Origin of the sequence: Nocardiopsis sp. NPDC049922, assembly GCF_040660275.1 — a bacterium.
In the GTDB taxonomy this organism is placed as follows: Bacteria; Actinomycetota; Actinomycetes; order Streptosporangiales; family Streptosporangiaceae; genus Nocardiopsis.
In genome coordinates, this window is the sequence record NZ_JBFAME010000002.1 from 241,442 (window position 1) to 267,945 (window position 26,504).

Below are 26,504 nucleotides of genomic sequence, written 5' to 3' on the forward strand. Positions count from 1 at the left end.
GGCCGAGGCGAGGGTCAGGGCGGGGGTGATCACTGTCCGGCCTCCTCGACCAGCAGGCCGCGCTCGGAGAGGAAGGCGAGCGCCTCGGCGCGGCGGGCGCCGCGCACGTCGACGCTCAGGCGGCCCACGGACTGTCCGGCGACGCGCTCCACGCCGCCGCCGCGGATGTTGGCGTCCACGTCGAAGCGGCGGGTCAGCTCCGACATCAGCGGCTCGTCGAAGGAGCGCGGGTAGGTGACGGTCACGGTGTCGGGCCCGCCGTCCTCGGGGATCGGGAACAGGGACCGCGCCAGGAGCGAGCCCGGTGTGCCGATGAGGTCCAGGACGCGGCCGGACTCGCGGAACTCCCCGCTCTCCATGATGGCCGCGGAGTCGCAGATCCGCTTGATCACGTCCATCTCGTGGGTGATCAGCAGGATGGTCAGCCCCAGCTCGTCGCGCAGGCGGCCGAGCAGGGCGAGGATGGACTCGGTGGTGGCCGGGTCCAGGGCGGAGGTCGCCTCGTCGCTGAGCAGGACCTTGGGAGCCGAGGCCAGGGCGCGGGCGATGCCCACGCGCTGCTTCTGCCCCCCGGAGAGCTGGGACGGGTAGGCCCGCGCCTTGTCGCCGAGCCCGACCAGCTCCAGCAGCTCGCCGACCCGGGCCCGGCGGCGGGCGCGGTCCACGCCCGCGACCTCCAGCGGGAAGCCGACGTTGCCCGCGACCGTGCGCGAGGACAACAGGGCGAAGTGCTGGTGGACCATGCCGATCGTGCGGCGCGCGGCGCGCAGTCGGGACCCGCGCAGCGCGGTCAGCTCCTGGCCGTCGACCGAGACCGTGCCGGAGTCGGGGCGCTCCAGGAGGTTCACCGAGCGCAGCAGGGTGCTCTTGCCCGCGCCGCTCTGCCCGACGACACCGTAGATCTCCCCGGGCTCGACCCGCAGGTCGACGCCGTTCAGGGCGGTCACCCGGTGTTTGTTCAACCGGTAGGCCTTGTGCAGGCCCACTGCGTCAATCACGGTCTTCCCATCGACGTCTCAGCGGTGGTGTCACGGCGCCCGTGGGGATCGCCCGGGGCGGGACTCAGCGCGGGTTGGACGCCCGCGTCCGAGCGTACGGAGGGCCCGGGGGCCGGAGGGGGACGACGCGCCGGAGCGCGCGCGAGCCGTCACCGCCCCCAAGCCAACCACGTGCGGACAGGTCCGGTCGGCGGATTCGGTGTCCGCGATCAGGTTATTTTGACCACATTGCACGCTTCGGTGTTATGTGCAATTGACCGTGCCTTTTCCGAATCCACACGGTCGCGCCTACACTCATGACGATCCCGTGACTCTCGCCCCGAACGACCGCGTGTAGCGAGGGTTCCGGCCCGGGCGGTCCCCACACCCGCCCCGGGACACACCAGCATGAGCGCCCGACACCCCGACCGGGGACGTTCCGGGCCCGAGGAGCGACCACATCGTGCAGTCCGACGACCCGATCCGCGAGGACGGTACCGCCCGTGCGTCCGGGAACGACCCGTACGCCGATTTCTGGGCGCCGGAACCCCGCGCATGGACGTGGAACGACGTCCTGGCCGACCTCCTGCCCCGGCGCGGCCCCTCCGCCCGCCCCGGACGCGTGACCGCGAGCGCCCTGGCCATCGCCCTGACCGCCCTCCTGACGACCGTCCCGCAGAGCGCGGGAGCGACGGTCGCGCCGCGTGAGCCGGAGGACATGGACACCCTGCGCTCCCGGGCCGACTCGCTCACCGAGGAGTTCCAGGGCGAGCTGCGCGACATGGAGGCGGTCATGGACGAGGCCGAGACCGCCGAGGCCAGCGCCGCGGCCTCCCGGGAGGAGGTCGAGGCCGCCCGCGCCGAGGTGCGCTCGCTGGCGGTGGCCGCCTACACCGGCCAGGGGATCGACCCCTCGATGTCGCTCTTCGTCGACTCCGACCCGGAGGAGATCATCGACCGCGCGGTGATCATCGACTACCTGGCCTCCACCCACGACGACCTCATCACGCAGCTCGACCAGGCCCTGGAACGCGACGAGGCGGCCCAGGCCGAGTCCCAGGAGCGGCTGGCCCAGGTGCAGGAGGACCTGGACGAGCTGGAGGACCAGCGGCGCGAGGTGCAGCGCATGATCGCCGACCACCCCAACCAGCCGATGGAGCCGCCGGACAACATCACCCCCCGCACGCGCCAGATGCGCGACGAGGTCGTCGCCCGGTTCGGCCCGGGCGACGACGTCGGCGGGACGGGCTGCTACCGGGCGGTCGGCGGCTACGTGGTCGGCGAGCACCCCAAGGGCCGGGCCTGCGACTTCATGGTCGACGGCGACGGCCAGATGCCGTCGCAGGACCAGGTCCAGCGCGGGTACGAGATCGCCGAGTGGGCGAAGGAGAACGCCGAGGACTTCGGGATCATGTACATCATCTACCGGCAGAAGATCTGGGACATCCGGCGCGGCGGCGAGGGCTGGCGTGACATGGCCGACCGCGGCAGCGTCACGGAGAACCACTTCGACCACGTGCACATCTCGATGTTCTGAGCCGGTGGCCGCAACCGGCCACGACGCCCCCGAGGCGCCCGGTTCCACGTGGGCGACACGAAACGGTGACGATTCACCCACCCGTCCGGTATCCCGCCTGCCCCTCGGGCGCCTCCCGCGGCTAGGATTGCCCACGTCCCGGTCCTGGCCTGCGGGGACGTCCGCGTCCGACGGATCGCGGACCCCGCCCCGGCGCCAGGAGCCTCCTCACGACACCGGGGATCGCCCGCCCACGCCACCCGTCCTCGCCCGCGGGCCGGTACGATCGGCGGCCCTCCCCCGCGGTTCCCGGACCGCCGCCTCGCCCCCTCGGCGGCCCCGCTCCGCGGTGGACGCGCGAACCCATCGGCGCTCTCGGGCGTCACCGACACAGCACACCACCGGGCGAGGGGAGCCATGAGCGAGAACGGACCTTACAACCAGCCGCCCCAGAACCCGTACGGCGGCGGTGACCACGGGGCCCAGCCGCCCTACGGCCAGCCCCAGCCCCCGCAGGGCGCCCCGTACGACCCGAACACCGGCGGTCAGCCGGGCTACGGCGCGGGATACCCCGGGGACCAGCGGATGTACGGGGGCGCGCAGCAGCACTACGGCGGCCAGGGGTACGCCCCTCCCCAGCCCTCGGGCGGCGGGGGGAGCAAGGCGGGCCTGTGGGTGGTCATCGTCGGCGGAGTCATCATCGTCGTCCTGGTGATCGCCGTCCTGGTCACGCTCGTGACCAACGGCTCCTCGACCCCTCCGGTCGCCGACGACACGACCGTGACCACCGAGGACACCGACGACGACGCGGCCGAGGCCGCGCCCGACACCGACGCCGCCCCGGCCGGCGAGCCGCCCTACGCGGTGCCCGCGGAGCCCTGCGACGCCTTCACCGAGCAGGTGACCTCCGACTTCCTGCTCACCGAGGCCGCCGAGAAGTCCGTCCAGGACACCACCGCCCGGTGCTCCAGCACGCTGGCCGAGGCGCCCGAGGGCAACGGCCCCGACGACTACGCCTCGCTGCGCCTGACCTACTCCGTGCCCTACTCGGCCGCCGACTCCGTCGACCAGGCCACGAGCGACTTCGAGGCCGCCAGGCAGGACGTCACGGGCGCGACCGAGTACTCGCTCTACCTCGCCGAGGGCGTCGAGGACGACCGCGAGGTCGACCTCGGCGACCAGGCACGATACGTGGTCACGCGGTACGACTACGTGGGCGACGAGGTCCCCCAGGCGGTCCTGCTCGTCCGCAGCGCCAACCTCAACATCCGGATCGAGTACCAGATCATGCCCTCGCTGCTGTCCGAGGGCAGCCCCGAGGACCTGGTCCTGCCCGACCACACCGAGGAGATCATGCTCAACGCCGGGGCCGCGGCGCTCGCCCTGGTCGGCACCTGATCCCACCCCGGACACGTCAGGGGGCCGCGGCGGAGATCGCCGCGGCCCCCGCGCGTGCGGACGCGCGTCGGTGTCCGTGTCCGGGGCGCGCTCGTCGCCCCGCGCCCGTCCCGCCTAGTTCGCGCCGGGCAGGTCGGCCCGCACGCGCCTGGCCGCCTCGACCATGTTGCGCAGGGCCTGCTCGGTCTCGGCGTACCCGCGCGTCTTGAGACCGCAGTCCGGGTTGACCCACAGGCTGCCCGCGTCGATGTGCGCGACCGCCAGGCGCAGCGACGCCTCGATCTCCTCCACCGACGGCACGCGCGGCGAGTGGATGTCGTACACGCCGGGGCCGATCCCCCGCTTGTAGCCGCGGCGGCCGAGGTCCTCCACCAGCTCCATGCGCGAGCGGGCCGCCTCGACGCTGGTGACGTCGGCGTCGAGCGCCTCGATCCCACCGACGATCAGGCCGAACTCGGAGTAGCACATGTGCGTGTGGATGACCGTGCTCGACGCGACGCCGGAGGTGGCCAGGCGGAACGAGCCCACGGCCCAGTCCAGGTAGGCCGCCCGCTGCTCCTCGCGCAGCGGCAGCAGCTCCCGCAGCGCCGCCTCGTCCACCTGGATGTGGCGGATCCCGGCGCGCTCCAGGTCGGCGATCTCGTCCCGCAGGGCGAGCGCGACCTGGCGGGCGGTGTCGCCCAGCGGCTGGTCGGTACGGACGAACGACCAGGCGAGCATCGTCACCGGACCGGTCAGCATGCCCTTGACCGGCTTCTGGGTGCGCGACTGGGCGTAGGTGATCCACTCGACCGTCATCGGCTCGGGGCGTGAGACGTCCCCGTACAGGATCGGGGGGCGCACGCAGCGCGAACCGTAGGACTGCACCCACCCGTTCTCGGTGGTGGCGTAGCCCCGCAGCTGCTCGGCGAAGTACTGCACCATGTCGTTGCGCTCGGGCTCGCCGTGGACGAGCACGTCCAGGCCGATCTCCTCCTGGAGCGCGATCACCCGGTCGACCTCCTCGCGGAGGATCCGGCGGTACTCCTCCTCGCCCAGCTCGCCCCTGCGGTGGGCGGCGCGCGCCCGCCGCAGCTCGGCGGTCTGCGGGAAGGACCCGATCGTGGTCGTGGTCAGCGGCGTGTCCGTGGGGACGTCGCGGTCCTGCGGACGCTCGGAGGCCTCCGGCCCCAGCGCGTCGAGGCGGGCGCGCACCCGAGCGTCGGTGAACGCGGGGTCGGCTCCGTCGGACTCCCGGCCCGTGTGCTCGGCCTCGGCGCCCTCGGACAGGACGCGGCCCAGCAGGGCGACCTCCTCGGCCTTCTGCTTGGCGAAGGCCAGGGCCGCGCGCAGCTCGGGGGCGAGGGAGGTCTCGGCGTCCAGGTCGATCGGCACGTGCAGCAGCGAGCAGGAGGTGCTCACGGTCAGCTCGTCGGTGAGGGCGAGGAGGGTGCCGAGCGTGGCCACCGCCGCGGGGACGTCGGTCCGCCAGACGTTGCGGCCCTCGACGACACCGGCGACCAGGCGGGTGCCGCCCAGTCCGGAGACCTTGACCAGGTCGTCGACGCCCTCGGCGTCGGTCACCAGGTCCAGGCCGACCGCCTCGACCGGCGAGTCCTTGAGCACGCGCAGCGCGGCGGCGCCGATGGAACCGAAGTAGGTCGAGACCAGCAGGGAGGGACGGTCGGTGAGCCCGCCCAGGCGCTGGTAGACGCGCTCCAGGTGGTCGACGGCGGCGCGGCCCTCGTCGGTGGCCAGGATCGGCTCGTCCAGCTGCACCTCGGTGGCCCCGGCCGCCCTGAGGTCGGCCAGCAGGCGGGCGTAGGCGTCCAGGAGCTGGTCGAGCAGCTCGATCGGCGCCCAGCCCTCGGGCGCGTCGTCCGCGGCCTTGGCCAGGAGGAGGAAGGTCAGCGGGCCGACCAGGACCGGACGGGTGTGGTAGCCCGCCTCGGCCGCCTCACGGAACTCGGCGACCGGCTTGTCGCCGACCAGGCGGGGACGGGTGCTCGGCGAGAGCTCGGGGACCAGGTAGTGGTAGTTGGTGTCGAACCACTTGGTCATCTCCAGGGGCGGCGCGCCCTGCACGCCCCGGGCGAGGGCGAAGTAGCGGCGCAGCTGCTCGTCCCGGTCCTCCGCGGTCGCCGGGGAGGCGAAGCGGGACGGCACCAGGTCGAAGAGGACCGCCGTGTCGAGCACGTGGTCGTAGTACGAGAACGTGTTGGACGGCAGGTCGTCGACGCCCGCCTCGCGCAGCTGGGCGTAGACGCCCCTGCGCAGGTCGGCGGCGACCGCGTCCAGGTCCTGGGCGCTGGTGCGGCCCTTCCAGTAGGACTCGCTGGCGCGCTTGAGTTCGCGGCGCGGGCCGATCCTCGGGTAACCGTGCACCGTGGAGCGCACGGCCGCCTTCGCGGCCGGTGGCGTGGTCATGAAGCTTCTCTCCCTCGTCGAAAGCCGGGTTCCGACCGCGAGGGGACTCCGAGGGCAGGCCACGCCGAGGGGCGTTCCGCGGACACGCACCTGTTCGCCACCGACCTCGGCCCTCCCTCGGGGCACGGGACCACCGGCGGCACGGGTGCGCCGCCGGGTGGAGGCAGGTCTTCGGACTCGTGGGCACCGCCGGTGCGCGCACCGACGACCTACTGGTCACCGCTTCCCAGTTTCCGACCAAACCGACCGGATTACCAGTGCTTTTGGCGACTGTCGTTCCCACATACCGCTGCGGGGCAGTCCCGGATTCCCACCGGGTTCCCTCTTGCGACGCGCACCACACTCCCCACCGGTGACACCCGGCTCGGAAGTGGAGCGCGTACCTTCCACGAGTGCAAGTATAGGGAGACCCCCTCACACCCCTGCACCTGGTGTGGACACCCCATTCTTCGCGCACCATCCCGCCGTGAACCCCTGCCGTCTGGCGCGCATCACACCCGACACAAGCGTTACGCGCGGACGGCCCTCCCCCGCCGCCCCCGCGAACGTTCGTCTGACGATGAACGTGGAGTACCCCAGGTGAACAAAGAATCCCCGCGGGCCAAGGCCGTCCTTCGCCCCCTCGTCACGGCCCTCGTCGCATTGGTGGTGTTGTCGGGACTGCTGTTCTTCGCGGCCCGGTCCGTGTGGGGGCCCGGCCAGCTCGCCTCCAACGACGCCGCGCACGGATCGGCGGAGGAGAGCGCCCCGCCCCCGGCCACGGGCGAGCCCGACCGGCTGACCGTGGTCGACCCGGCGGACGTGGTCGACGTGGAGGAGGCCGAGCTGTCCTACGACGGCGACATCGCCGCGACCGTGACCTACCCGGTCCTGCCCAACGCCGAACCGCTGGCCGACTTCCTCTCGCGCGCCCTCGACACCGACGTCGCGGCCTTCGAGGCGGCCAACCCCGGGGCGGAGTCCTACACCGCCGCATGGGACCTGACGGCGGCCGAGGGCACCACGGTCGGCGTGCGCATGACCAGCACCGAGACCGACTCCGAGGGCTCGCGCGAGTGCCACACCACCTACTGGTACGAGACCGACACCGGACTGGCGCACGGCTCCAACGAACTGATCGCGGGGCAGGACGAACTGGCCGAGCTCGCCGGGCTCGTCCGGGACCGGGCGCCCGACGACGTGGACGCGTCGGTCGTCCTCCCGGTGGCGGCGCTGTTCGACTCGGTGGGCTTCAACCCCGACGGCGACCTGGTCGTGGAGTTCGACGCCGGGCAGGTCGCGGCGCCCGACGCCGGGCCGGTGCACGTGGTCGTCGAACGCGACGAGGCCGAACCGCTGCTGTCGGAACTGGGCGTGCGCGCCCGTGACGCCGCGACCGTCGGCGTGGAGGCGTTCGCCGTGGCCGAGCGTCCCGAGGCGGACAAGGACGGTGTCACCGAGGAGCGGCCGGGCGTGATCTCGCCCGTCGACGACGAGGTGGACTGCTCCGACCCGGAGACCCGGTGCGTGGCGCTGACCTACGACGACGGCCCCGGTGGACGCACCCCCGAGTTGCTGGACACCCTCGCCGAGTACGACGCCCGCGCCACCTTCTTCGTGACCGGCGTCCCGGTCATGGAGCAGCCCCGGATCGTGCGTCGCGCCTACGCGGAGGGCCACGAGATCGCCAACCACACGCTGAGCCACCCGGACCTGTCCGCCCTGGGCCAGGGCGCTGCCCGCGATGAACTGGAGACCGTCCAGGCCCAGGTGTACCGCGAGACCGGCTACACCATGGACCTGATGCGCCCGCCCTACGGCGCAACCGACGACGGGGTCGCCTCCCTGACCGAGGAGATGGGGCTCGCCCAGATCCTGTGGAGCGTGGACACCAACGACTGGAAGGACCGGAACTCCTCGGTGGTCACCCGCCGTGCCCTGGGCGGCGCGTCCGACGGCGCCATCATCCTCATGCACGACATCCACGACACCACCGTCGAGGCCTCCCACCAGATCATCCGTGAGCTGGACGCCCGCGGATACACCATGGTCACCGTCTCCCAGCTGCTGGGCACGACCACACCGGGCTCCGCCTACCACGACGGCCACCCGGAGGAGGACGCCGGGGCCGACCACGAGGGCCACGAGCACGCGGACGGGGCCGACGAGGAGCACGGCGAAGACTGACACGACCGCGCCGCCCGCGCCAGGGGGGTGACCACATGTGGACACCGCCCCAGCCGGGTGGCCCAGGTCACCTATGTTGCTGCCATCAACCGCCAACCGTCCGGCAGGGGTGAGCACGTCCGGTGGAGCAGTCGACCCGAGCACGTCAGATTCCGAACGTCCACGGCCCTGACGTGGGACGGGTCGGCCTCCGCTGGCCCGGCGCCGTCATCGCCGCGGTGTCGCTGACCGCCACGGCGTGCGCGACCCCCGAGAGTGACGCGAGCGCCGCCGACCGGATCGCGGTCGTCCTGGACGCGGCCGAGGGACCCGTCTCCGAGTGGACCGGCGACGCCGCGGACTTCGCCGACCACCCGTACGTCCCCGAGGGCCTGGCGGTCACCGTCGCCTACCCGGAGTTCGAGGGCGCGCCGGCCTTCGCCGACGGGCTCGCGCGGCTCGTCGACCGGGAGGTGCTCGACTTCCGGGGCGCCAGCCGCGACCCGGTGAGCCTGACCGTCGACTGGGAGGTCGTCGCGGCCGGGGACGGAGTGCTCGGCGTGCGCCTGATCCGCACGGAGGAGGACCTGCACGGACTGCGGCAGGGCTACGAGACCTACTGGTACGACGCCGCGACCGGGCTGACCCGCTACTCCTCGGAGCTGATCGCCGGGCAGGAGGAGCTGGCGGAGCTCAACAGGATCCTCCGGGCCGAGCTGGCGGACCACCCCGACGTCGACGTCGAGGGCCTCCTGCCGATCCGGGCCAGCTACGACTCGATCGGGTTCAACACCGAGGGCGACCTCGTCGTGGAGTTCGACGACGGCCACCTGTCGCCCGTGCGCGAGGGGCACCCGCCGGACTCCTCCCCCGGGCGGATCGCGGTGGCGGTCGACGCCGCCGAGGCCGAACCGCTGCTGTCGGAACTGGGCGGGCGGGCGCGGGCGGCGTCACTGCGCGAGGAGCCGGACTACGCCGTGCCCGCGGCGGGCGAGACCCCCGATCCGCGCCCCGCCGTGCCCGGGGAGGTCGTCGCCGGGGACCAGGACCTCGACTGCCGGGACGAGGGGGTCCGGTGCGTGGCGCTGACCTTCGACGACGGCCCGGCCGACACCTCCGTGCACCTGCTGGACGTCCTGGCGGAGGAGGAGGTGGCGGCGACGTTCTTCCTCAACGCCGACCCGGCGCTGACCCGCCCGTGGGTCTACCGGCGCGCCTATGCCGAGGGGCACGAGATCGCCAGCCACAACGACCAGCACGAGCACATGCCGGACATGCCCGTCGCCGACCTGCCGCGCCAGGTGTCCACGGTCAGCGCGATCGTCAGCAGGCACACCGGGCACACGGTGCTCCTGTTCCGGCCGCCCTTCGGCGACAGCTCGCCGGAGGTGCTCGACGAGATCGGCGAGCAGGGGATGGCCCAGGTCCTGTGGAACGTGGACAGTCAGGACTGGGAGGGACTCCACCGGGGCGGGATCGTGGACCGTGTCGTGGGCACGGCGGAGCGGGACGCGGTGGTGCTGCTGCACGACACACTGCCCCCGACGGTCGCCGCGGTCCCGGGGATCATCGAGCGGCTGCGCGAGCACGGCTTCGCGTTCGCGACGGTGTCCCAGGTGATCGGGGAGCCGGAGCCCGGGGAGTCCTATCCGGTCGGCGCGCGGGTGCCCGGTACCGGGGGTGAGACCTCGGCATCCTGACCGGGAGGGGTCCGTGCCCTGACCGGCAGGCCCGCTGCCCTGACCAGGGCGGGGAGATCCCGGCCCGGGCGCCGCGCACCCGGCACCGGCGCCGCCGCCCAGCGCGCCGACGCCCGGTCGAGGTGGTCGACCGGGCGTCAGTGCGGCGGAGGGGTCAGGAGGCGGCTTCGACGTCGTCCACCAGGGACAGGCCCGGCGGGGGCGCGTCGGAGCCCACCGCCTCGCCGACGGAGGCGTATCCGGCCTCGCGCACGAGGCGCGCGAGACCGCGGTGGACGCGGCGCGGCCACAGCGGACCACCGTAGATCAGGCCGGTGTAGCCCTGGACCAGGGTGGCCCCGGCGCGGATGCGCGCCCAGGCGTCCTCGGCGGTCTCGACGCCGCCGACGGCGACCAGCGTCACGCGGTCCCCCACGCGGGCGCGCAGGCGGCGCAGCACCTCCAGGGAGCGCTCCTTGAGCGGCGCGCCGGACAGACCGCCGGCCCCGGCCGCCTCGACCTCCTCGGGGGCGGCGGACAGGCCCTCACGGGAGATGGTGGTGTTGGTGGCGATGATGCCGTCCAGGCCCTCGGCCAGGGCGAGGTCGGCGACCGCGTCGACGTCCTCGTCGGCCAGGTCCGGGGCGATCTTCACCAGCAGCGGCAGCGTCGGGTACCCGGCGTCGGTCAGGGCCTCCCGCACGGCGGCCAGCAGCGGGCGCAGCCGTTCGACGCCCTGGAGGTCGCGCAGCCCGGGCGTGTTCGGCGAGCTGACGTTGACCACCATGTAGTCGGCGTACGGGGCCAGGCGGCGGGCGCTGGTCGCGTAGTCGGCCGGGGCGTCCTCCTCCGGCGTCACCTTGGTCTTGCCGATGTTGACGCCCAGCACCGGACGGCCGGCCGCGCGCTGGTGGTGCAGGCGTTCGGCGACCAGGGCCGAACCCTCGTTGTTGAAGCCCATCCGGTTGACGATGGCGCGATCCCCGACCAGGCGGAACAGGCGCGGCTTCGGGTTGCCGGGCTGGGGCTGGGCGGTGACCGTGCCGATCTCGACGAACCCGAAGCCGAGTGCGGCCAGGCCGCGCGGGCTCTCGGCGTTCTTGTCGAACCCGGCGGCCATGCCCAGCGGGCCGGGGAACTCCCGGCCCAGGGCGTGCACGGTCAGCTCGGGCTCACGCGGTCCCAGCACCCGGCCCATGGCGGCCGCGACGCCCGGGACGGCCGCCGCGCCGCGCAGGGCGGCGAAGCTCAGCGTGTGGGCCGTCTCGGCGTCCATGTGCCGCAGGACCGAGCGGAAGAGCACTTGGTAGAACACGGTCATCCGTTTCCGTCGCCCTCGCGCTCTGCGAGGAAGCGTTCGAGTTCCGCGCCGAGCTCGTCGGCGGTGGGCAGTCCGCCCTCGTCGTCGGCGAGCGGGAGCGTGGGCCGCTCCCCGTTGTCGACGCGTGAGGACATGATGTCGTCGTACTGGCGTTCCAGGTTGGCCACGACACGCTGGACCTCCTCGGAGGCCGCCACCTGTTCGGCGATGTCGACGTCGGTGGCCCCCGCCACGTCCTCCAGCGCGCTCGTGGGAAGGTCCAGGCCGGTCGCCCCGGAGACGTGCTCGGCGGCGGCCAGGGCCGCCCGGGGGTACTCGGACTGGGCCAGGTAGCTGGGCACGTGGACGGCGTAGCCGACGAAGTCGTGGCCGGCCTGTCCCAGGCGGTACTCCAGCAGCGAGACAGCGCTGCCGGGGACCTCGACCCGGCCGATCCACGGGGTGTGGCCCGCGACCAGTTCGGGGCGGGTGGAGTGCGGGGTGACGGTGACCGGTCGGGTGTGCGGGACGGCCATGGGGATGCCGTGGGCGCTGACCGACAACGTGACCTGGAAGTGGTCGATGAGCGCGCCGACGGCCGCCGCGAACAGCTCCCACTCGCGGTCGGGCTCGGGCCCGTGCAGGACCAGGAAGGGCGCGCCCTCCTCGTCGTGCATCCGGTACAGGGCGATCTTGGGCTCGGAGTAGTCGGTCCACGCGTTCTCGACGAAGGTCATCGTCGGGCGGCGGGACCGGTAGTCCACGAGCCGGTCGGCGTCGAAGGTCGCGATCTCCTCCGCGGTGAACCGGTCGAACAGCGCCGAGGCCAGCTGGCGCCCGGCGTGACCGGCGTCGACGAAGCCGTCCAGACAGACGAGCATCGCCAGTCCGGCGACGTCGTCGAAACCGGGATGGAGTTCGTACAGTTCTGCGGGTTCACGCACCGGGTTCTCGTCTCCAAAGTGGTCGGGAGCGCAGGGGGCGGCGCCGGGGCGGCGACCGGGGCGACGGCCGCGCACGGTGCCGCGAGGCCCGTGGGGGACCCGCCCACGCGATGCGCGGGCGGGTATGCCCTGCTTGTCCACAATACCGACCCGCCACCGGTGGGAGAGGGCCGTGGGAGGGCCCTCTCCCACCCGGGTGACGGTGACCACACCGGCGTCGGACGGCGCGGCGGGGTCAGCGCTGTTCGGCGACGCGCAGGGCGCGCAGACGGTTGAGCACAGCGGCGATCTCGTGTCTGCGGGGCAGCGCGTAGTCGCCGCCGAAGTCCCCGCCGAGCAGGGTGACGCCGTCCTTGGCCAGCGCCCGTTCGAGGGAGTCCAGGGCCTCGGCCAGGGTGCGGGCGCCGTCCAGGTGGCGGCCGCGCACGAGTTCGCGCAGGGCCAGTCCGGCGCCGGTGATCTGGCCGGGGTCGACGAACTGCTCGACCGAGCGCACGTCGATGTCGTGGTCGCCGAAGACCAGGACGTCCATGTCGCGCCGCTTGATCCTGCTCCGGCCCCGGGCGGTGGCGGGGTCGACCGAGGCGGGGTCCACGACCCGGGGGCGGGGCGCGGTGAAGTCGGCGTCGGTCCGCTCCCGGGCCAGGGCCCGGGCGCGCTCGGTGACGTCGTGCGGGTGGTAGGCGTCGAGCATGACCACCTGGTCGGCGACGTCGAAGTAGTCGCCGCTGCCGCCCATGACGAGGACGGTGGAGACGCCGTGGTCGCGGTGCAGGGGGCGGACGAGGTCGATGAACGGGATCAGCGGTTCGCGGTCGCCGTGGACGAGGGCCTGCATGCGCTCGTCGCGGATCATCAGGTTGGTGGCGGTGGAGTCCTCGTCCACGAGCAGCGTGCGCGCCCCCGCCTCGACCGCCTCGCAGATGTTGGCGGCCTGGGAGGTGGATCCGGAGGCGTTCTCGGTGCGGAAGTCGCTGGTGTCGGCGCCGGTGGGCAGGCCACGCACGAAGGGGCTGACGTCGGTGCGCTCCACGCGGCGGCCCTCCTCGGCGCGGATCTTGACGGCGTCGTCCCTGGTGACGACGAGTTCGCGACCGTCGCCGGGGATGTGGTCGTACACGCCGCGCTCCAGGGCGTGCAGGAGGGTGGACTTGCCGTGGAAGCCGCCGCCGACGATGAGGGTGATGCCCTCGGGTACGCCCATGCCCGTGACGGTGCCGCGGTGCGGCAGGTCGACGCTCACGCGCAGCGAGGCGGGCGACTCGAAGGGGACGGCGCCGCCGGTCATGGGCTCGTCGCTGACGCCGCTGCGGCGGGGCAGGATGGCGCCGTCGGCGACGAAGGCCACCAGACCCCGCTCCTCCAGTTGGGCGCGCAGGGCCACGGTGTCGGCGACGCTGTCGGCGAAGGCCTCGGCCTCGGCGACGTCGATCTCCTCCCAGTACAGATCGTCGACCAGGTCGGGGAGGGTGGCGCAGAACTCGCGCTCGGCTGCCCGGCCGTCGATGCGGCGGCCGCGGCCGGGCAGGTCGATGCCGATGCGCAGGTCGATGCCGCCGTCGGTGAGCTGGCAGGAGGAGCGTTCGATGACCTCCTGGCCGCCGGTGTCGATCCTGAGCAGCGACCCCCTGAGCAGGCGGCGGGCACGGCGGCCGAGGTGGTCGGCCGTGGCGCGGCGCCGGACGGGGTCGGCCCAGGCGCTCTTGGGGATGCCCGCGTCGTGGACGAGGACGCGCACGCGCGAGGGCGGCGCGAACGGGTCGGCCTGGGCGTGCTGCACGGTGAGCGTGAAGTCGCCGAAGTCCCAGTCGCCCGTGAGCGACTTGTAGCGGCCGTAGGAGTCGCCGTCCATGCGCAGCAGCTCGGCGGAGAGCCGGGCGTCGTCGCGCACGCCGCGGATCGGCTCGGGTTCGGGCCTGCGGCCGCCGCCCCGCCCCGGTCCGCGGCCGCCCCCGCCGCCGTGTCGGCGCCCCTGGCCGCCGCCCCCGTACCGTCCCGCCATGGTGGTCTCCCCCTGTGTTCGTGGCACTACTCAAGCCAGGGTAGGTGGAATCACGACCCGCCGGAGGAGGCCTGTGGACAACCCGACGCGGGGGTGTCCGCGGGGTGGGCCCCGCGGGCACGTGTCGGCGGTGGTGACCGGATCCGGCCGAGCGGGCACGGAACGTCACCGCCCGGCGGTATACCTGACGCCATGGCCGACGCCCTCTCCGCCGCCCCTCCTCCGCCCCTGGTCCCCGTCCTGTGGGGCAAGACCGGCGAGCTCGACCCGTCCCTGTCCGACGACGCGTGGCACCCGCTCGTCTCCCACATGGTCGACTCGGTGCACGTCGCCGGTCAGGTGTGGGACCACTACCTGTCGGGGGCGGTGCGGTCGGCGCTGGGGCCGCCCGGCACCGCCAGGGCGCTGTTCGCCTGGCTGGCCGGACTGCACGACATCGGCAAGGCGACGCCGCACGTCCAGCGGCTCAGCACACGCCACTGGGAACGCGTCGAGGAGCGTGCGCCCCACCCGGCCCACGTCGGCTCGCTGACCTACCGCCACGAACAGCTCAGCGCCCACGTCGTGCGCGAGCTGCTGGCGGAGGAGGGGTGGTCGCGCCAGGCCACCGTGTGGGTCGCCCACGTCGTCGGCGGCCACCACGGCACCTTCCCCAGTGCGTCCAGGTCCTACACCCCCGGGCCCGACGTCCTGGGCGAGAAGCCCTACCGAGCCGCCTGGCGATACCTGTTCGACCTGGTCACCGAGGTGAGCGGGGTCGACCTGGCCGCTCTTCGCGACCACGTCCCCGAGCTGGGCGCGCGAATGACGGTCTCCGGGGCGGTCGTCATGGCCGACTGGCTGGCCAGCAACGAGGCGTACTTCCCCTACGACACGGCCACCGCGGACGCCAAGCCCCCGGTGGACGAGTACGTCAAGGCGTCCCGGACCCTGGCCGAGGAGGGGTTCCGCCGGATCACCCGACTGGGCGGGGTCTGGCGCCCCGAACCCGGCGACGACGCGCGGGAGCTGTACTGGCGGCGGTTCGGGATCAAGGAACCCCGGGACACCCAGGTCCGGGTGGACGAGGTCGCGCGGCGGGCCGACCGCCCAGGCCTGATGGTGGTCGAGGCCCCCACCGGCGAGGGCAAGACCGAGGCCGCGCTGGCCGCCGCAGAGGTCCTGGCCGAGCGGTTCGGGCTCAACGGCCTCTTCTTCGCCCTACCGACCCAGGCGACCACCAACAGCGTCTTCGATCGGATCCTCGACGACTGGGCGCACTCTCAGCGGCACAAGCCCACCGTCGCGCTGGTCCACGGCAAGGCGCGGCTTCGGGAATCGTTCACCGACCTGCCGTCCGGCGGCGTCGGGGACGGCGGCTGCCACACGATCACCGCCTCCTCCTGGCTGCGCGGCGCGAAGAAGGCCCTGCTCAGCCCGATCGCGATCGGCACCATCGACCAGCTGCTGTTCGCCGGGGTCGCCGCCAGGTACGTCCAACTGCGCCACCTGGGGCTGGCCAACAAGGTCGTGGTCGTCGACGAGGTGCACGCCTACGACACCTACATGTCCCAGATCCTGCACCGGGTCCTGCACTGGCTGGGCTGGCACGGCGTCCCCGTCGTCCTGCTCTCGGCCACCCTTCCGCCCGGGCAGCGCGCTGACCTGCTCGCCGCCTACTCCGGCGCGCCCGAGGTGGCGGTGGAGGGCACCGGCTACCCACGCGTGACCTGGGTGGACTCCCCCTCCCCCGAACAGCGGCTGGACTGGGCCGAGGACGACGACCAGGTCCTCACCGTCAGGTCGGACTCCGCGACGACGCGACGCGGGGCCGACGTGCGGATCGCGTTCGCCCCGGAGCGCCCCGGGGGCGACCTGCGCGAGCTGATCGAGGAGCGGCTGCGGGGCGTCCGGAAGGGCAACATCCTGGTGCTGCGCAACACCGTCCAACGCGCCCAGGACGCCTACGACCGGCTGCGCGCCCAGTTCCCGGACTTCGATGTCTCCCTGGCACACGCCCGGTTCACCGCCCGGGACCGCGAGCGGATCGACGACGACCTCGTCCGCCGCTACGGGCCGCCCGACAAGCCCGGTGAGCGGCCGACCCGGAGCATCGTCGTGGCCACCCAGGTCGCCGAGCAGTCCCTCGACGTCGACTTCGACCTGGTCGTCTCCGACCTCGCCCCGATCGACCTGCTGCTGCAGCGCGCGGGGCGCTGCCACCGCCACGCACGGCCCGCGTCGGTGCGCGGCTCCCTCACCGCGCCCACCCTGGTCGTCACCGGCTACCACGACGGCGGCGACGGGCCGCCCGGCATGATCAGCGCGCGCACCCGCCGCCCCTACGAGCACCATCTCCTGCTCCGCACCATGGCCGTCCTGACCCACCCGGAGCCGCGGGGGTCGGTCTCCGTCCCGGGCGACGTCCCCGACCTGATCGCGCGGGTGTACGGCGACGCGGAGATCGGCCCGGAGTCCTGGCGGGACGTGATGGCCGCCGCCACGACGGAGGCCGAGTCCCACCGGGTGGAGCTGAGCAGCAGGGCGCGCACCGTCCTCCTCGGCCTCCCCGACCCCGGCGCCCCCTCCCTCGCCGCGGTGCACCCCTTCGGCAACGACCACGAGGTCCCCGACGACGAGGAGCAGGCCGCGCACATGCTGCCGGTCCGCCACGGGGCCGACAGCGTCGAGGTGATCCTCCTGCGCCGGACCGGTCCGAACACTGCGGAGACGGTCTCCCGGACGGGAGAGCCCCCCGTCGCCATGCCGCTGGACCGGACACCGCCCCGCCGCCTCGTCCGCGCCATCGGCGACCAGGCGATCCGACTGCCCCGCTGGCAGGTCGGCGACGCCCCGCCGACCTGTCCGAAGGGGTGGGAGCACGCCCCCTGGGCCCGCAGGCTGCGCGTTCTGGTCCTGGACCAGAACGGTTCGACGCGGCGGAACGGGACCGCCTACCACTACTCCTCCGACACGGGGTGGACACCGAGCGCATGAACCACACCACCGGCCTCAATCTCATGGACGACCCGTGGCTGCCCTACGTCGACCTCGACGGCCGCCCCGGCGTCGGCTCCGTCCGGCACGTCCTCACCCACGCCCACGAGATCCGCGACCTGACCGTCGACGTCCCCACCCAGTACCCGCCGATCCTGCGCATGCTGCTGGCCGTCCTGCACCGCGCCCTGGCCGGAAAGGACGCCAGAGGCCGCTCCCGCCCGCGCAACGCGACCCAGTGGCGGACCCTCCACCGGGCCGACCGGCTCCCCCGGGACCTCATCGACACCTACGCCGTCACCTGGCGCGAGGCCTTCGCGCTCTTCCACCCGGAGCGGCCGTTCATGCAGGTCGGCCCGGAGGGGCTGACCGCGAAGGAGACCCGGCCCGCCAGCCTGCTGGTCTCCTACGCCTCGGCGGGCAACAACGCCCCGATCTTCTCCGCCCAGCGCGACGACGCCCCGGACCCGCTCACCCTCGAACAGGCCGCCCGCTGGCTCCTGCACACGCACGCCTGGGACACCGCGGGGATCAAGACCGGCGCGTCGCAGGACCCGGCGGCCAAGAACGGCAAGACCACCGGCAACCGCACCGGCCCGCTCGGCGATCTCGGGGTGCTCGTCCCCACCGGCGCGAACCTGCGTGAGACCCTCCTGTTCAACCTCCTGGACCTGGGCGAGGACCTCAGCTCCCCCGACGACCTGCCGGTCTGGGAACGGGGTCCGCTCACGGCGAAGTGGACCACGCGCGCTCCGCGCGGCCTGCTCGACCTGTACACCTGGACCGCACGCCGGATCCGCCTGGTGCCGGAGAACCTGGACGGCGCGACCGTGGTCCGTCGGGTACTGGTGTGCGCGGGCGACCGGCTCGACGGCGCCGCGCACGTCCTGCACGGCCGCGAGCCGCACACCGCCTGGTACAAGCCGCGGGCGAAGGGCCGCGACCGCCCCGCCGACGAGTCCGCGCCCGCCTACCGGCCGATCCGGCACGACCCGGGCCAGGAGCTGTGGCGAGGGCTCGGGGGCATCCTCGGCTGGGACCGCGGCCTGCGGCTCGACGACGGGATCAAACCCCAGGCGCTGCGGCAGCTGACCGCCCGCTTCACCGACGGCCCCGGACTGCCCGTGCTCCGCCTGCGTGCCAGCGGCGTCAGCTACGGACTCCAGAACGCGGTCGTCGCCGACACCTTCGCGGACACGCTCCCACTCCCGGTCGCCCTGCTGATGGAGGGCGGCGACCACAGCCTGGGAGAGATGGCCGTCGCATGCGTGTCCGACACCGAGAGCGCGGCCTGGGCGCTCGGCGAACTGGCCGCCGACCTCGTCTTCGCCGAGGGCGGCGACGCCGACGCGGAGAAGTCGCGCCGCCACCAGGCCCGGCGACGCTTCTACGCCGATCTCGACCACCGGTTCCGCGCGTGGATCGCGACGGTGACCGACCCCGACCTGGAGGAGGAGTACCGCGCGCGCTGGCACGCGATCGCCCGGAAGGCCGCCGAGCGTGTGGAGACCGCGCTCCTGGCGCAGGTCGGCCCCGGCGGGCTGCGGTCACGGGCCCGACCAGGCAAGGACAAGAACGGAGATTCCGTGAAAGTGAACTCGGCGACCGCGCGGCGGACCTTCCGCGCCCGACTGCGCCGCTACCTCGGATCCGGGACGGAGGAGGCGTGATGACCGCGGGACGGACGACCTACGTCAACCCGATCGGACCGGCCGAGGCGGGTCGGCTGCATCGCATCCTGGACGGCCTGTGGCCGCGGCCCGGGGAGATGGCCTCCGACACCCCGGCCCGTCTCTCCCGGTGGCGACGTGGACTCAGCCTCGCCCACGACGAGACCCCCGAGCTGAGCATGGAGGTCGCCCAGGTCTTCCAGGGCGGCGACCCCTCGTGGAACGCACAGGAGGCCGTCTTCCAGGCGCTGGCCCTGTACGCCGCCCACCAGCAGTCGGTGCGCGTCAGCATGCACTCCGACGCGCGGGAGGAGCACCGGTTCGGCACGTCGGTCGGGCACGCCCTGCGCGAGCTGTGCGTGCGCGCCGCGCCCAAGCACCCCCGACCGTGGGAGGACAGGGACAACGCGGGCGTGGTCCGCCTGACCGAGGCCGTGCTGACCTCGCACTCCATGCCCGAGCTGGTGGGCCACCTGCGCCGCACGGTCCCGCTCCTGCGCGGGGAGGCGATCCCGCTCGACTACACGCGCCTGGCCAGGGACGTCCACGACTGGTCCACGCGCGCGAGGGGCCGTGCGGCCGACCGGTGGGCGATGGACTTCCACGAACCCGTGCCGCACGCGGCCGACGCGGACGACAGCCACACCGACGACGAGGAGTACTGATGGCCTTCCTGGACGTCCACGCGATCCAGGCGGTTCCCCCCGCCAACATCAACCGCGACGAGAGCGGCAGCCCCAAGACCGCCGTCTACGGCGGGACCCGCCGCCTGCGCGTCTCGTCCCAGGCCTGGAAGCGGGCGGCCCGCAAGGCGTTGGAGGCCGACTCCGCGCGCGTCCAGGCGTCCGAGCGCACCAAGCGGCTGCCCGAGCGGATCGCCGCGAGCCTCGCCGAACGCGCCCCCGCCCTGGCCGACACGGCGGCCGACATCGCACAGGCGGCCCTGGCCAGCGTGTTCCGTGTGAAGACCAACGCGAAGAAGGACCGCCTGGCCACCGACTACCTGCTCTTCCTCGGCGTGGACCAGCGCGACCGGCTCGTCGACGTCCTCGTCGAGAACGCGGACACGCTGGCCGGAGCGGCGGGCGACGCCAAGAAGTTGGACGCGGCGCTCAAGGGCCTGGCGCTGCGCGACACCGTGGCGACCGGGCACCCGGCGGCCGTCGCGCTGTTCGGGCGCATGGTGGCCACGGATCCGACGCTCAACGTGGACGCGGCCTGCCAGGTCGCGCACGCGCTGTCCACGCACCGGGTGGACGCGGAGTTCGACTACTACACGGCGGTGGACGACGTGGACAACGCCTCCGACGAGACCGGCGCGGGAATGATCGGCACGGTCGAGTTCAACGCCGCCACCATGTACCGGTGCGCGTCCGTCGACCTCAGGTCCCTCCACCACAACCTGGGCGGGGACACCGAGGCGGCGACGTCCACGGCGACGGCGTTCGTCCGGGCGTTCCTGCTCAGCATGCCCACGGGCAAGCGGAACACCTTCGCCAACAACACCCGCCCCGACTTCGCCCTGCTGTCCCTGCGCGACGACCAGCCGGTCAGCCTGGCCGCCGCGTTCGAGGAGGCGGTGTACGGCGACAAGGGCCACCTGGGCCGGTCGGTGGCCCGGTTGGTCGAGCACCACGCCCAACAGGACGGCTGTTGGGGCACCTCTCCCGTGCTGTGCCGGGCGGTCTATCCGGCGTGGGTCGGCGAGCGGGCGACCGGCGCCGGGACCGGTCTTCCCGAGTCGACCGACCTGCCGAGCGCCCTCGACGAGATCGGCGCGCGGGTCCGCGCGATGATCGGCGGCGCCGATGTCTGAGGTCGTGGCGCTCCTGCTGAGCGGTCCGCTCCAGTCCTGGGGCGGACACTCCCGGCACACCACGCGGGGCACCCTGACCCACCCGACCAAGTCGGGGGTCGTGGGTCTGTGCGCGGCCGCGCTGGGACGGCCGCGCGGCTGCGACCTGTCCGACCTGGCGGCCCTGCGGTTCGGGGTGCGCGTCGATCGGCCGGGGACGCTGCTGGAGGACTTCCACACGATCTCGGCCGCGTCCCACGGGCCCCTGGATCCCCGTGCGCAGCGGCTTCCGACCTCGGGCGGCGGTCGGCTCAAGCCAGGAGAGGGGAAGGTGTCCCGCCGCCAGTACCTCCAGGACGCGGTGTTCGTGGCGGCGCTGGAGGCCACGAGCGAGGAGGGGGTGGATCTGGTGGACGTGCTGCAGGAGGCGTTGCGGCGCCCGCGCTTCCCCCTCTACCTCGGCCGCCGCTCCTGCCCGCCCGACCGTCCGGTGTTCCTCGCCGGGCTGGGCCACACCGACCTCCTCGGGGCCCTGGAGTGCATCGAGTGGCACGGGGGACGACCGCCGAACCCGTGGTCCCACCCCCGGGAGGAGGAGCCGCCGGAGGGTCTGCCGGTGGTCCTGGAGGACGAGCGGGGCGAGGAGCTGCTGCCCGACGCGCCGCTTCCGGGCCCGGCGTTCCGCCGCTCCTTCGGCGACCGACCGGTCCGGCACACCCGTGTGCGGGTGGCCGAACCCACGACCGGCGCGCACGGCGCGCACTCGGCCTTCGACGGCGACGGGGCGATGGACCTGCTGGCGGAAGGGGACGGCTGATGTACCTGAGCCGGGTGTTCCTCAACCCGCGACGCCGGGGGGCGAAGCTCTTCCTCGGCAGCCCGCAGCGGCTGCACGCGGCGGTGCTGTCGTCGTTCGCGCAGGACCCGCCCACGGGGGACGACGACGGGCCGCGCGTGCTGTGGCGGCTGGACACCGACGACTGGCGGCGGCCCGTGCTGTGGGTGTCGTCGCCCGACAAACCGTCCTTCGAGCACATCACCGACGACTTCGGCTGGCCGGGCGCGGAGGCGCCCTACGAGACGCGGTCGCTCGATCCCCTCCTGGACCGGCTCTCGCCCGGTCAGGAGTACGTGTTCCGGTTGACCGTGAACCCGGTCAAGGCCGAGGCGGGGCGGGTCGGCCCCGACGGGCGACGCGGGCGCGGGAAGGTCGTTCCGCTGGTCGGGGCGGCGGCCCAGGTCGAGTGGTTGGTCGACCGGTCGGCGAAGTGGGGCTTCGAGATCCCGCCCGGACGGGTCCCGCCGCCGGACGGGGGCACGGCGCACGCCGTGGAGATCCGGGACAGCCAGCGGCTGCGGTTCCACAAGGGGCGGGGCGGGCAGGAGGGCGGGGGGCGCGCGGTGGTGCTCCAGACCGTGACGGTGGAGGGGATGCTGCGGGTGACCGACGCCGCGACGTTGCGCCGGACGCTGGCCCAGGGTGTGGGCCGGGCCCGGGCGTACGGGTGCGGGATGGTCACCCTCGCCCGGCCCGCGGCCTGAGGGGGACCGGCCCCGGTGATGGTTCCGGGGCCGGTCCCTTCGGGGCGGCCCCAGCCTCCCGGTACCAAGGGGGTGTTCCGGGGTGCGGCTGGGGCGCCCGCACCTCCCCGGGAGGGGTGGGGAGGTGCCTGGGTTCATTTCTACCGGAAGTCGATGTCTCGTGCGGGGGAAACCTTGATTCCGGCGGATTCATGTTCCCGTTCGACGGCGGCCGCGATCTCCGCCGCGCTCGACGCGTCCGGTCCCCCTCCGCCCCGCCCGCCCCGGGGCGCTACGCCAGTGCGGCGCGGAAGGCGGCGTCGTGGTCGTCGACGGGCGGGTCGGCCAGGTCACCGACGAACACCGCCACCAGTTGGCCGCCCTTCTCGGCAACCTCGGCGCGCAGCTCACGCCAGTGGTGCAGGTTCGGGTGGTCGAAGTCGGGGCACGCCTCCGCCGGGGCCAGCCCGGCGATCGCGGCGTCCAACTGCTCGACCGTCATCCGGTGGGTCGCCGTCCCGGAGACGTGCCCCAACGTGCGCCCGAGGACGACGGCGGGGAGGTGGTTGCCCCCGGCGTTGGTCAGCCCGAACACGGTGCCGCCGTCCCGCTCGACGCCGATCCCGTAGGCGGCGGGCCGCCGCCACCCGGTGTGGGCCGCCTCCAGTTCCTCACGGGCCCTGATGATCGCTTCCTTGGTCGCCCACCGCTCGGCCATCTCGTTCTCCCTCGTCATCGGCTTTCCGTCGCACACCCTAGAGCCGCAGCGTCCCGTGGGACACGGTGACCGCCGACCCGCCGATGAGGACGCGGTCCGGGGCGTCGGCGGGCAGGCGCAGCTCCAGGTCGCCGCCGCGCGCGGAGGCCTGGTGGGCGGTCAGCTCGGTGCGGCCCAGCCGCTCGGCCCAGAACGGCGCGAGCACCGTGTGCGCGCTGCCGGTGACCGGGTCCTCGGGGACGCCGACGCCGGGCGCGAAGAAGCGGGAGACCATGTCGGTGTCCGTGCCGCGCGCGGTGACGATGACGCCCCGCGCGGGGATCGCGGCCAGCACCGCCAGGTCGGGGGAGAGCGCGCGGACGGTGGCCTCGTCGGCGACCTCGACCAGCAGGTCGTCGGTCCCGCCGCGTCCGACCCACACGGGCTCGGCGCCCAGCGCGGCGGCCAGTCCGTCGGGAGCCTCGGCCTCCTTCGCGGGCCGGGCGGGGAAGTCCAGCCACATGCGGCCGCCGTCGCGGGTCACGGTGAGCACGCCGCTGCGCGTGCTGAAGCGGTAGGGCCCGGGCGCCCCGGTCCCGGCCAGCACGTGGGCGGTGGCCAGGGTGGCGTGGCCGCACAGCGCCACCTCCACCTTCGGGGTGAACCAGCGCAGCTCGTAGTCGCTCTCGGGGTCCTCGATCCGACGGGCGAAGGCGGTCTCGGACAGGTTGAACTCGGCCGCCACCCCCTGCGCCCACTCGTCGGTGTAGGGCTCGTCCAGGATCAGGACGGCCGCGGGGTTCCCCGCCAGGGGACGGTCGGTGAAGGCGTCGACCACGTGGAATTGAGGCATGCCGCCAGGTTATGGCCCGTCCGAGGCGGCGCGGGCCGCACGGTACTCACGGAGGCAGCAGTTGCCGCACCCGTGCGGCCTCCCGGGTGAGGTGGTCGCGCTCCGGCACGCTGGTGGCGGCGCGGGCGGCCTCGACGTACAGTTCGGCGGCCCGTTCGAGGTCGCCGACGCGTTCGTGCAGGTACGCCGTCACCGCGGCGTAACGGGGCAGGTCGGGGGGCACGTCGGCCAGCGCCGCCAGGCCAGCCCGCGGCCCGTCGGCCTCCCCGACCGCCACCGCGCGGTTGAGCCGTACCACCGGGCTGCCGGTGAGGAGCAGCAGTTCGTCGTACCACTCCACGATCTGCACCCAGTCCGTCTCGGCGGCGGTCCGGGCGTCCGCGTGCAGGGCGGCGATCGCGGCCTGCGCCTGGTACTCACCCAGCCGGTCGCGGGCCAGCGCGGCCTGCAGAATCGCCACCCCCTCGGCGATCAGGCCGGTGTCCCAGCGCGATCGGTCCTGCTCCCCGAGCGGCACCAGGCGGCCTCCCGGGCCGGTGCGCGAGGCGCGGCGCGCGTGGTGCAGCAGCATGAGCGCGAGCAGCCCCGCGACCTCGGGCTCGTCGGTCAGGGCGACGAGCTGGCGGGTGAGGCGGATCGCCTCGGCCGCCAGGTCGACGTCTCCGCCGTACCCCTCGTTGAAGACGAGGTAGAACACGCGCAGCACGGTCCCGAGATCGCCGGTCCGGTCGAGCGGCAGTCCCGTGATCCGCCGCTTGGCCCGGCTGATCCGCTGCGCCATCGTCGCCTCGGGGACCAGGTACGCCGCCGCGATCTGCCGCGTGGTCAGTCCACCGACCGCGCGCAGGGTCAGGGCGACGGCCGAGGCCGGCGTCAGGGTGGGGTGCGCGCACAGGAGGTAGAGGCGCAGCGTGTCGTCCGCGGCGGGCACTGGACCGGTGGGGGGCTCGACGTGCACGACGAGTTCGCGCCCCCGCCGCGACGCCTCGGCACGGGCGGCGTCGAGGAACCTGCGCCACGCGACCGCGACGAGCCATGCCTTCGGATCGCGCGGCGGATCGTCCGGCCAGGTGTCCAGCGCCCGGATCAGGGCTTCCTGCACGGCGTCCTCGGCCGACGCGAAGTCGGCTCCGCGCCGGACGAGGACACCGATCACCGCGGGTACGAGCTCCCGCAGCAGCGACTCGTTCACTCGGTGACCGCGGGCGGCTCGGTGAGGAACGGCCGGACCTCGAGCCACTCGTGGATCGGCTCGCCGCCGGGCCCGGGGGCGGCGGACAGCTCCCCGGCCAGCTGGACCGCCCGATCCCAGGACTCCACGTCGATGACGTACCAGCCGGCGATGAGGTCCTTGGTCTCGGCGAACGGACCATCGGTCACCGGTGGGCGTCCCTCGCCGTCATACCGCACGAACGTCCCCTCGGGCGTTAGTGCCTGGGTGTCGACGAACTCGCCCGTCTCCTCCAGGCGGGCCGCGAAGTCGCGCATGAACCGCACGTGCGCGTCGATCTCCTCCGGCGTCCACCGGTCCATCGTCCCGTAGTCGACGGCGGGGGCCGGGCCACCTCGGTAGTGCTTCAGGATCAGGTATTTCATCGTGCTTCTCCTTCGTCGTCGCGCGGCCCGTCGTGGCTGCTCGTGTCCCTGGGACGGAGCCGCCGCCACGTTCTCGACATCCGACACGGGAAACACGGGAAAAGAGTGAGAACCGTCCGGCCTCCCTCCTGCTCCGGAGAATCCCCCGTTCCTTGACGGCCTACGACCACCGACCCCTGACCTCACTCGTCTAGAGGTTCAGCGTGCCGGTGGCGACCGAGACCGCCGTGCCGCCGATGAGGACGCGCCCGGGCGCGTCCTCGGGCAGGCGGAGCAGCAGTGCACCGCCGCGCCTGGACGCCTGGTAGGCGGTCAGCTCGGTGCGGCCCAGCCGCTCGGCCCAGAACGGGGTCAGAGCGGTGTGGGCCGCGCCGGTCACCGGGTCCTCGGGGATGCCGATCCGGGGGCCGAACACGCGGGAGACCATGTCGGTCGCCGATCCCCGGGCGGTCACGATGACGATGCCGTAGGGCAGTTCGGCGAGTGCGGCGATGTCGGGCGCCAGTCCCCGCACGGCGGCCTCGTCCTCCAGCTCGACGAGAAGGAACTCCCCCACCTCCCCCGTCCAGACGGCCGCGGCGCCGAGCGCCTCGACGAGGCCGTCGGGGGCCTCGACCTTCTCGGCCCGGTTGGCCGGGAAGTCCATCCACATCCGCTCCCCGTCGGTGGTGACGGTGAGGATCCCGCTGCGGGTGGTGAAGCGGTAGGGACCGGGGACGCCCAGCTCGGTCAGGGCGTGGGACGTGGCGAGGGTGGCGTGGCCGCACAGGTCGATCTCGACCGTCGGCGTGAACCAGCGCAGCTCGTAGTCGGCCTCGGGGTCCTCGACGCGGCGGGCGAAGGCGGTCTCGGCGAGGTTGAACTCGGCCGCCACCCCCTGCGCCCACTCGTCGGTGTAGGGCTCGTCCAGGACGAGGACGGCGGCGGGGTTGCCCGCGAGGGGCCGGTCGGTGAAGGCATCGACGATGCGGTACTCAGGCATGGGTCCATTCTCAAGGGTCCACTCGTGCTCCGAAAGATCCAATTCCG

At 73.5% G+C, this 26,504-nt stretch carries 20 protein-coding genes and 1 riboswitch; of the genes, 10 read left to right on the forward strand and 10 right to left on the reverse strand.

The window, feature by feature from the left end:
* Nucleotides 1–29: 29 nt before the first annotated feature.
* Nucleotides 30–986 (reverse strand): ATP-binding cassette domain-containing protein, encoded by a 957-nt coding sequence (locus AB0I72_RS05335; RefSeq protein WP_358563749.1) that lies wholly within the window; start codon nucleotides 984–986, stop codon nucleotides 30–32.
* Nucleotides 987–1,440: 454 nt separating this feature from the next.
* On the opposite strand from AB0I72_RS05335, the gene AB0I72_RS05340 reads away from it, so the two are divergent.
* The gene (locus AB0I72_RS05340; protein WP_358563243.1) at nucleotides 1,441–2,514 is read left to right on the forward strand and encodes a hypothetical protein; all 1,074 of its coding nucleotides are present in this window, start codon (nucleotides 1,441–1,443) and stop codon (nucleotides 2,512–2,514) included.
* A gap of 396 nt (nucleotides 2,515–2,910) precedes the next feature.
* Entirely contained in the window at nucleotides 2,911–3,891 is a 981-nt protein-coding gene (locus AB0I72_RS05345; RefSeq protein WP_358563245.1) for a DUF3558 domain-containing protein, read from the forward strand.
* A gap of 114 nt (nucleotides 3,892–4,005) precedes the next feature.
* Here the strand turns inward: AB0I72_RS05345 and metE are convergent, their stop codons facing one another.
* Nucleotides 4,006–6,297, reverse strand: coding sequence for a 5-methyltetrahydropteroyltriglutamate--homocysteine S-methyltransferase (metE, locus tag AB0I72_RS05350; protein WP_358563247.1), 2,292 nt, complete (start codon nucleotides 6,295–6,297; stop codon nucleotides 4,006–4,008).
* Nucleotides 6,298–6,441: 144 nt separating this feature from the next.
* Nucleotides 6,442–6,654, reverse strand: a riboswitch (cobalamin riboswitch).
* Nucleotides 6,655–6,876: 222 nt separating this feature from the next.
* Between metE and AB0I72_RS05355 the strand changes: the two genes are divergently transcribed.
* Nucleotides 6,877–8,463, forward strand: a complete 1,587-nt coding sequence (locus AB0I72_RS05355; protein WP_358563249.1) for a polysaccharide deacetylase family protein — start codon at nucleotides 6,877–6,879, stop codon at nucleotides 8,461–8,463.
* A gap of 173 nt (nucleotides 8,464–8,636) precedes the next feature.
* Nucleotides 8,637–10,142 (forward strand): polysaccharide deacetylase family protein, encoded by a 1,506-nt coding sequence (locus AB0I72_RS05360; RefSeq protein ID WP_358563251.1) that lies wholly within the window; start codon nucleotides 8,637–8,639, stop codon nucleotides 10,140–10,142.
* Between the two features lie 154 nt (nucleotides 10,143–10,296).
* On the opposite strand, the gene AB0I72_RS05365 is transcribed toward AB0I72_RS05360, so the two are convergent.
* The 3 genes from AB0I72_RS05365 to AB0I72_RS05375 form a co-directional block, all read right to left on the reverse strand.
* Nucleotides 10,297–11,442, reverse strand: a complete 1,146-nt coding sequence (locus AB0I72_RS05365) for a quinone-dependent dihydroorotate dehydrogenase (RefSeq protein WP_358563253.1) — start codon at nucleotides 11,440–11,442, stop codon at nucleotides 10,297–10,299.
* Nucleotides 11,439–12,365: a PAC2 family protein gene (locus AB0I72_RS05370; RefSeq protein WP_358563255.1), complete on the reverse strand. Its 927-nt coding sequence runs from the start codon at nucleotides 12,363–12,365 to the stop codon at nucleotides 11,439–11,441. The genes AB0I72_RS05365 and AB0I72_RS05370 overlap by 4 nt, the downstream gene beginning before the upstream one ends.
* A gap of 235 nt (nucleotides 12,366–12,600) precedes the next feature.
* Nucleotides 12,601–14,367: an ABC-ATPase domain-containing protein gene (locus AB0I72_RS05375; RefSeq protein ID WP_358563751.1), complete on the reverse strand. Its 1,767-nt coding sequence runs from the start codon at nucleotides 14,365–14,367 to the stop codon at nucleotides 12,601–12,603.
* A gap of 192 nt (nucleotides 14,368–14,559) precedes the next feature.
* On the opposite strand from AB0I72_RS05375, the gene cas3 reads away from it, so the two are divergent.
* The 6 genes from cas3 to cas6e are packed head-to-tail and all read left to right on the forward strand — an operon-like array spanning nucleotide 14,560 to nucleotide 22,350.
* Nucleotides 14,560–17,343, forward strand: a complete 2,784-nt coding sequence (cas3, locus tag AB0I72_RS05380) for a CRISPR-associated helicase Cas3' (protein ID WP_358563257.1) — start codon at nucleotides 14,560–14,562, stop codon at nucleotides 17,341–17,343.
* Nucleotides 17,340–19,013 (forward strand): type I-E CRISPR-associated protein Cse1/CasA, encoded by a 1,674-nt coding sequence (gene casA / locus AB0I72_RS05385; protein ID WP_358563259.1) that lies wholly within the window; start codon nucleotides 17,340–17,342, stop codon nucleotides 19,011–19,013. Before cas3 ends, casA begins: the two co-directional genes overlap by 4 nt.
* Nucleotides 19,013–19,678 (forward strand): type I-E CRISPR-associated protein Cse2/CasB, encoded by a 666-nt coding sequence (gene casB / locus AB0I72_RS05390; RefSeq protein ID WP_358563261.1) that lies wholly within the window; start codon nucleotides 19,013–19,015, stop codon nucleotides 19,676–19,678. Before casA ends, casB begins: the two co-directional genes overlap by 1 nt.
* Nucleotides 19,678–20,829 (forward strand): type I-E CRISPR-associated protein Cas7/Cse4/CasC, encoded by a 1,152-nt coding sequence (cas7e, locus tag AB0I72_RS05395; RefSeq protein ID WP_358563263.1) that lies wholly within the window; start codon nucleotides 19,678–19,680, stop codon nucleotides 20,827–20,829. Before casB ends, cas7e begins: the two co-directional genes overlap by 1 nt.
* Nucleotides 20,822–21,625: a type I-E CRISPR-associated protein Cas5/CasD gene (cas5e, locus tag AB0I72_RS05400; RefSeq protein WP_358563265.1), complete on the forward strand. Its 804-nt coding sequence runs from the start codon at nucleotides 20,822–20,824 to the stop codon at nucleotides 21,623–21,625. The genes cas7e and cas5e overlap by 8 nt, the downstream gene beginning before the upstream one ends.
* Nucleotides 21,625–22,350 carry a type I-E CRISPR-associated protein Cas6/Cse3/CasE gene (cas6e, locus tag AB0I72_RS05405; RefSeq protein ID WP_358563267.1) on the forward strand — a complete coding sequence of 242 codons (726 nt, stop codon included), beginning with the start codon at nucleotides 21,625–21,627 and terminating at the stop codon, nucleotides 22,348–22,350. The genes cas5e and cas6e overlap by 1 nt, the downstream gene beginning before the upstream one ends.
* Before the next feature lie 271 nt (nucleotides 22,351–22,621).
* On the opposite strand, the gene AB0I72_RS05410 is transcribed toward cas6e, so the two are convergent.
* The 5 genes from AB0I72_RS05410 to AB0I72_RS05430 form a co-directional block, all read right to left on the reverse strand.
* Nucleotides 22,622–23,065 (reverse strand): hypothetical protein, encoded by a 444-nt coding sequence (locus AB0I72_RS05410; protein WP_358563269.1) that lies wholly within the window; start codon nucleotides 23,063–23,065, stop codon nucleotides 22,622–22,624.
* A 19-nt stretch (nucleotides 23,066–23,084) separates the two neighbouring features.
* Nucleotides 23,085–23,879 (reverse strand): PhzF family phenazine biosynthesis protein, encoded by a 795-nt coding sequence (locus AB0I72_RS05415; RefSeq protein ID WP_358563271.1) that lies wholly within the window; start codon nucleotides 23,877–23,879, stop codon nucleotides 23,085–23,087.
* A gap of 46 nt (nucleotides 23,880–23,925) precedes the next feature.
* The gene (locus tag AB0I72_RS05420) at nucleotides 23,926–25,071 is read right to left on the reverse strand and encodes a DUF6596 domain-containing protein (RefSeq protein ID WP_358563273.1); all 1,146 of its coding nucleotides are present in this window, start codon (nucleotides 25,069–25,071) and stop codon (nucleotides 23,926–23,928) included.
* Nucleotides 25,068–25,475 (reverse strand): YciI family protein, encoded by a 408-nt coding sequence (locus tag AB0I72_RS05425; protein ID WP_358563275.1) that lies wholly within the window; start codon nucleotides 25,473–25,475, stop codon nucleotides 25,068–25,070. The genes AB0I72_RS05420 and AB0I72_RS05425 overlap by 4 nt, the downstream gene beginning before the upstream one ends.
* A 190-nt stretch (nucleotides 25,476–25,665) precedes the next feature.
* A complete protein-coding gene (locus AB0I72_RS05430) occupies nucleotides 25,666–26,457 on the reverse strand; it encodes a PhzF family phenazine biosynthesis protein (protein ID WP_358563277.1) in 792 nt (263 codons plus the stop codon).
* Nucleotides 26,458–26,504: the final 47 nt, after the last annotated feature.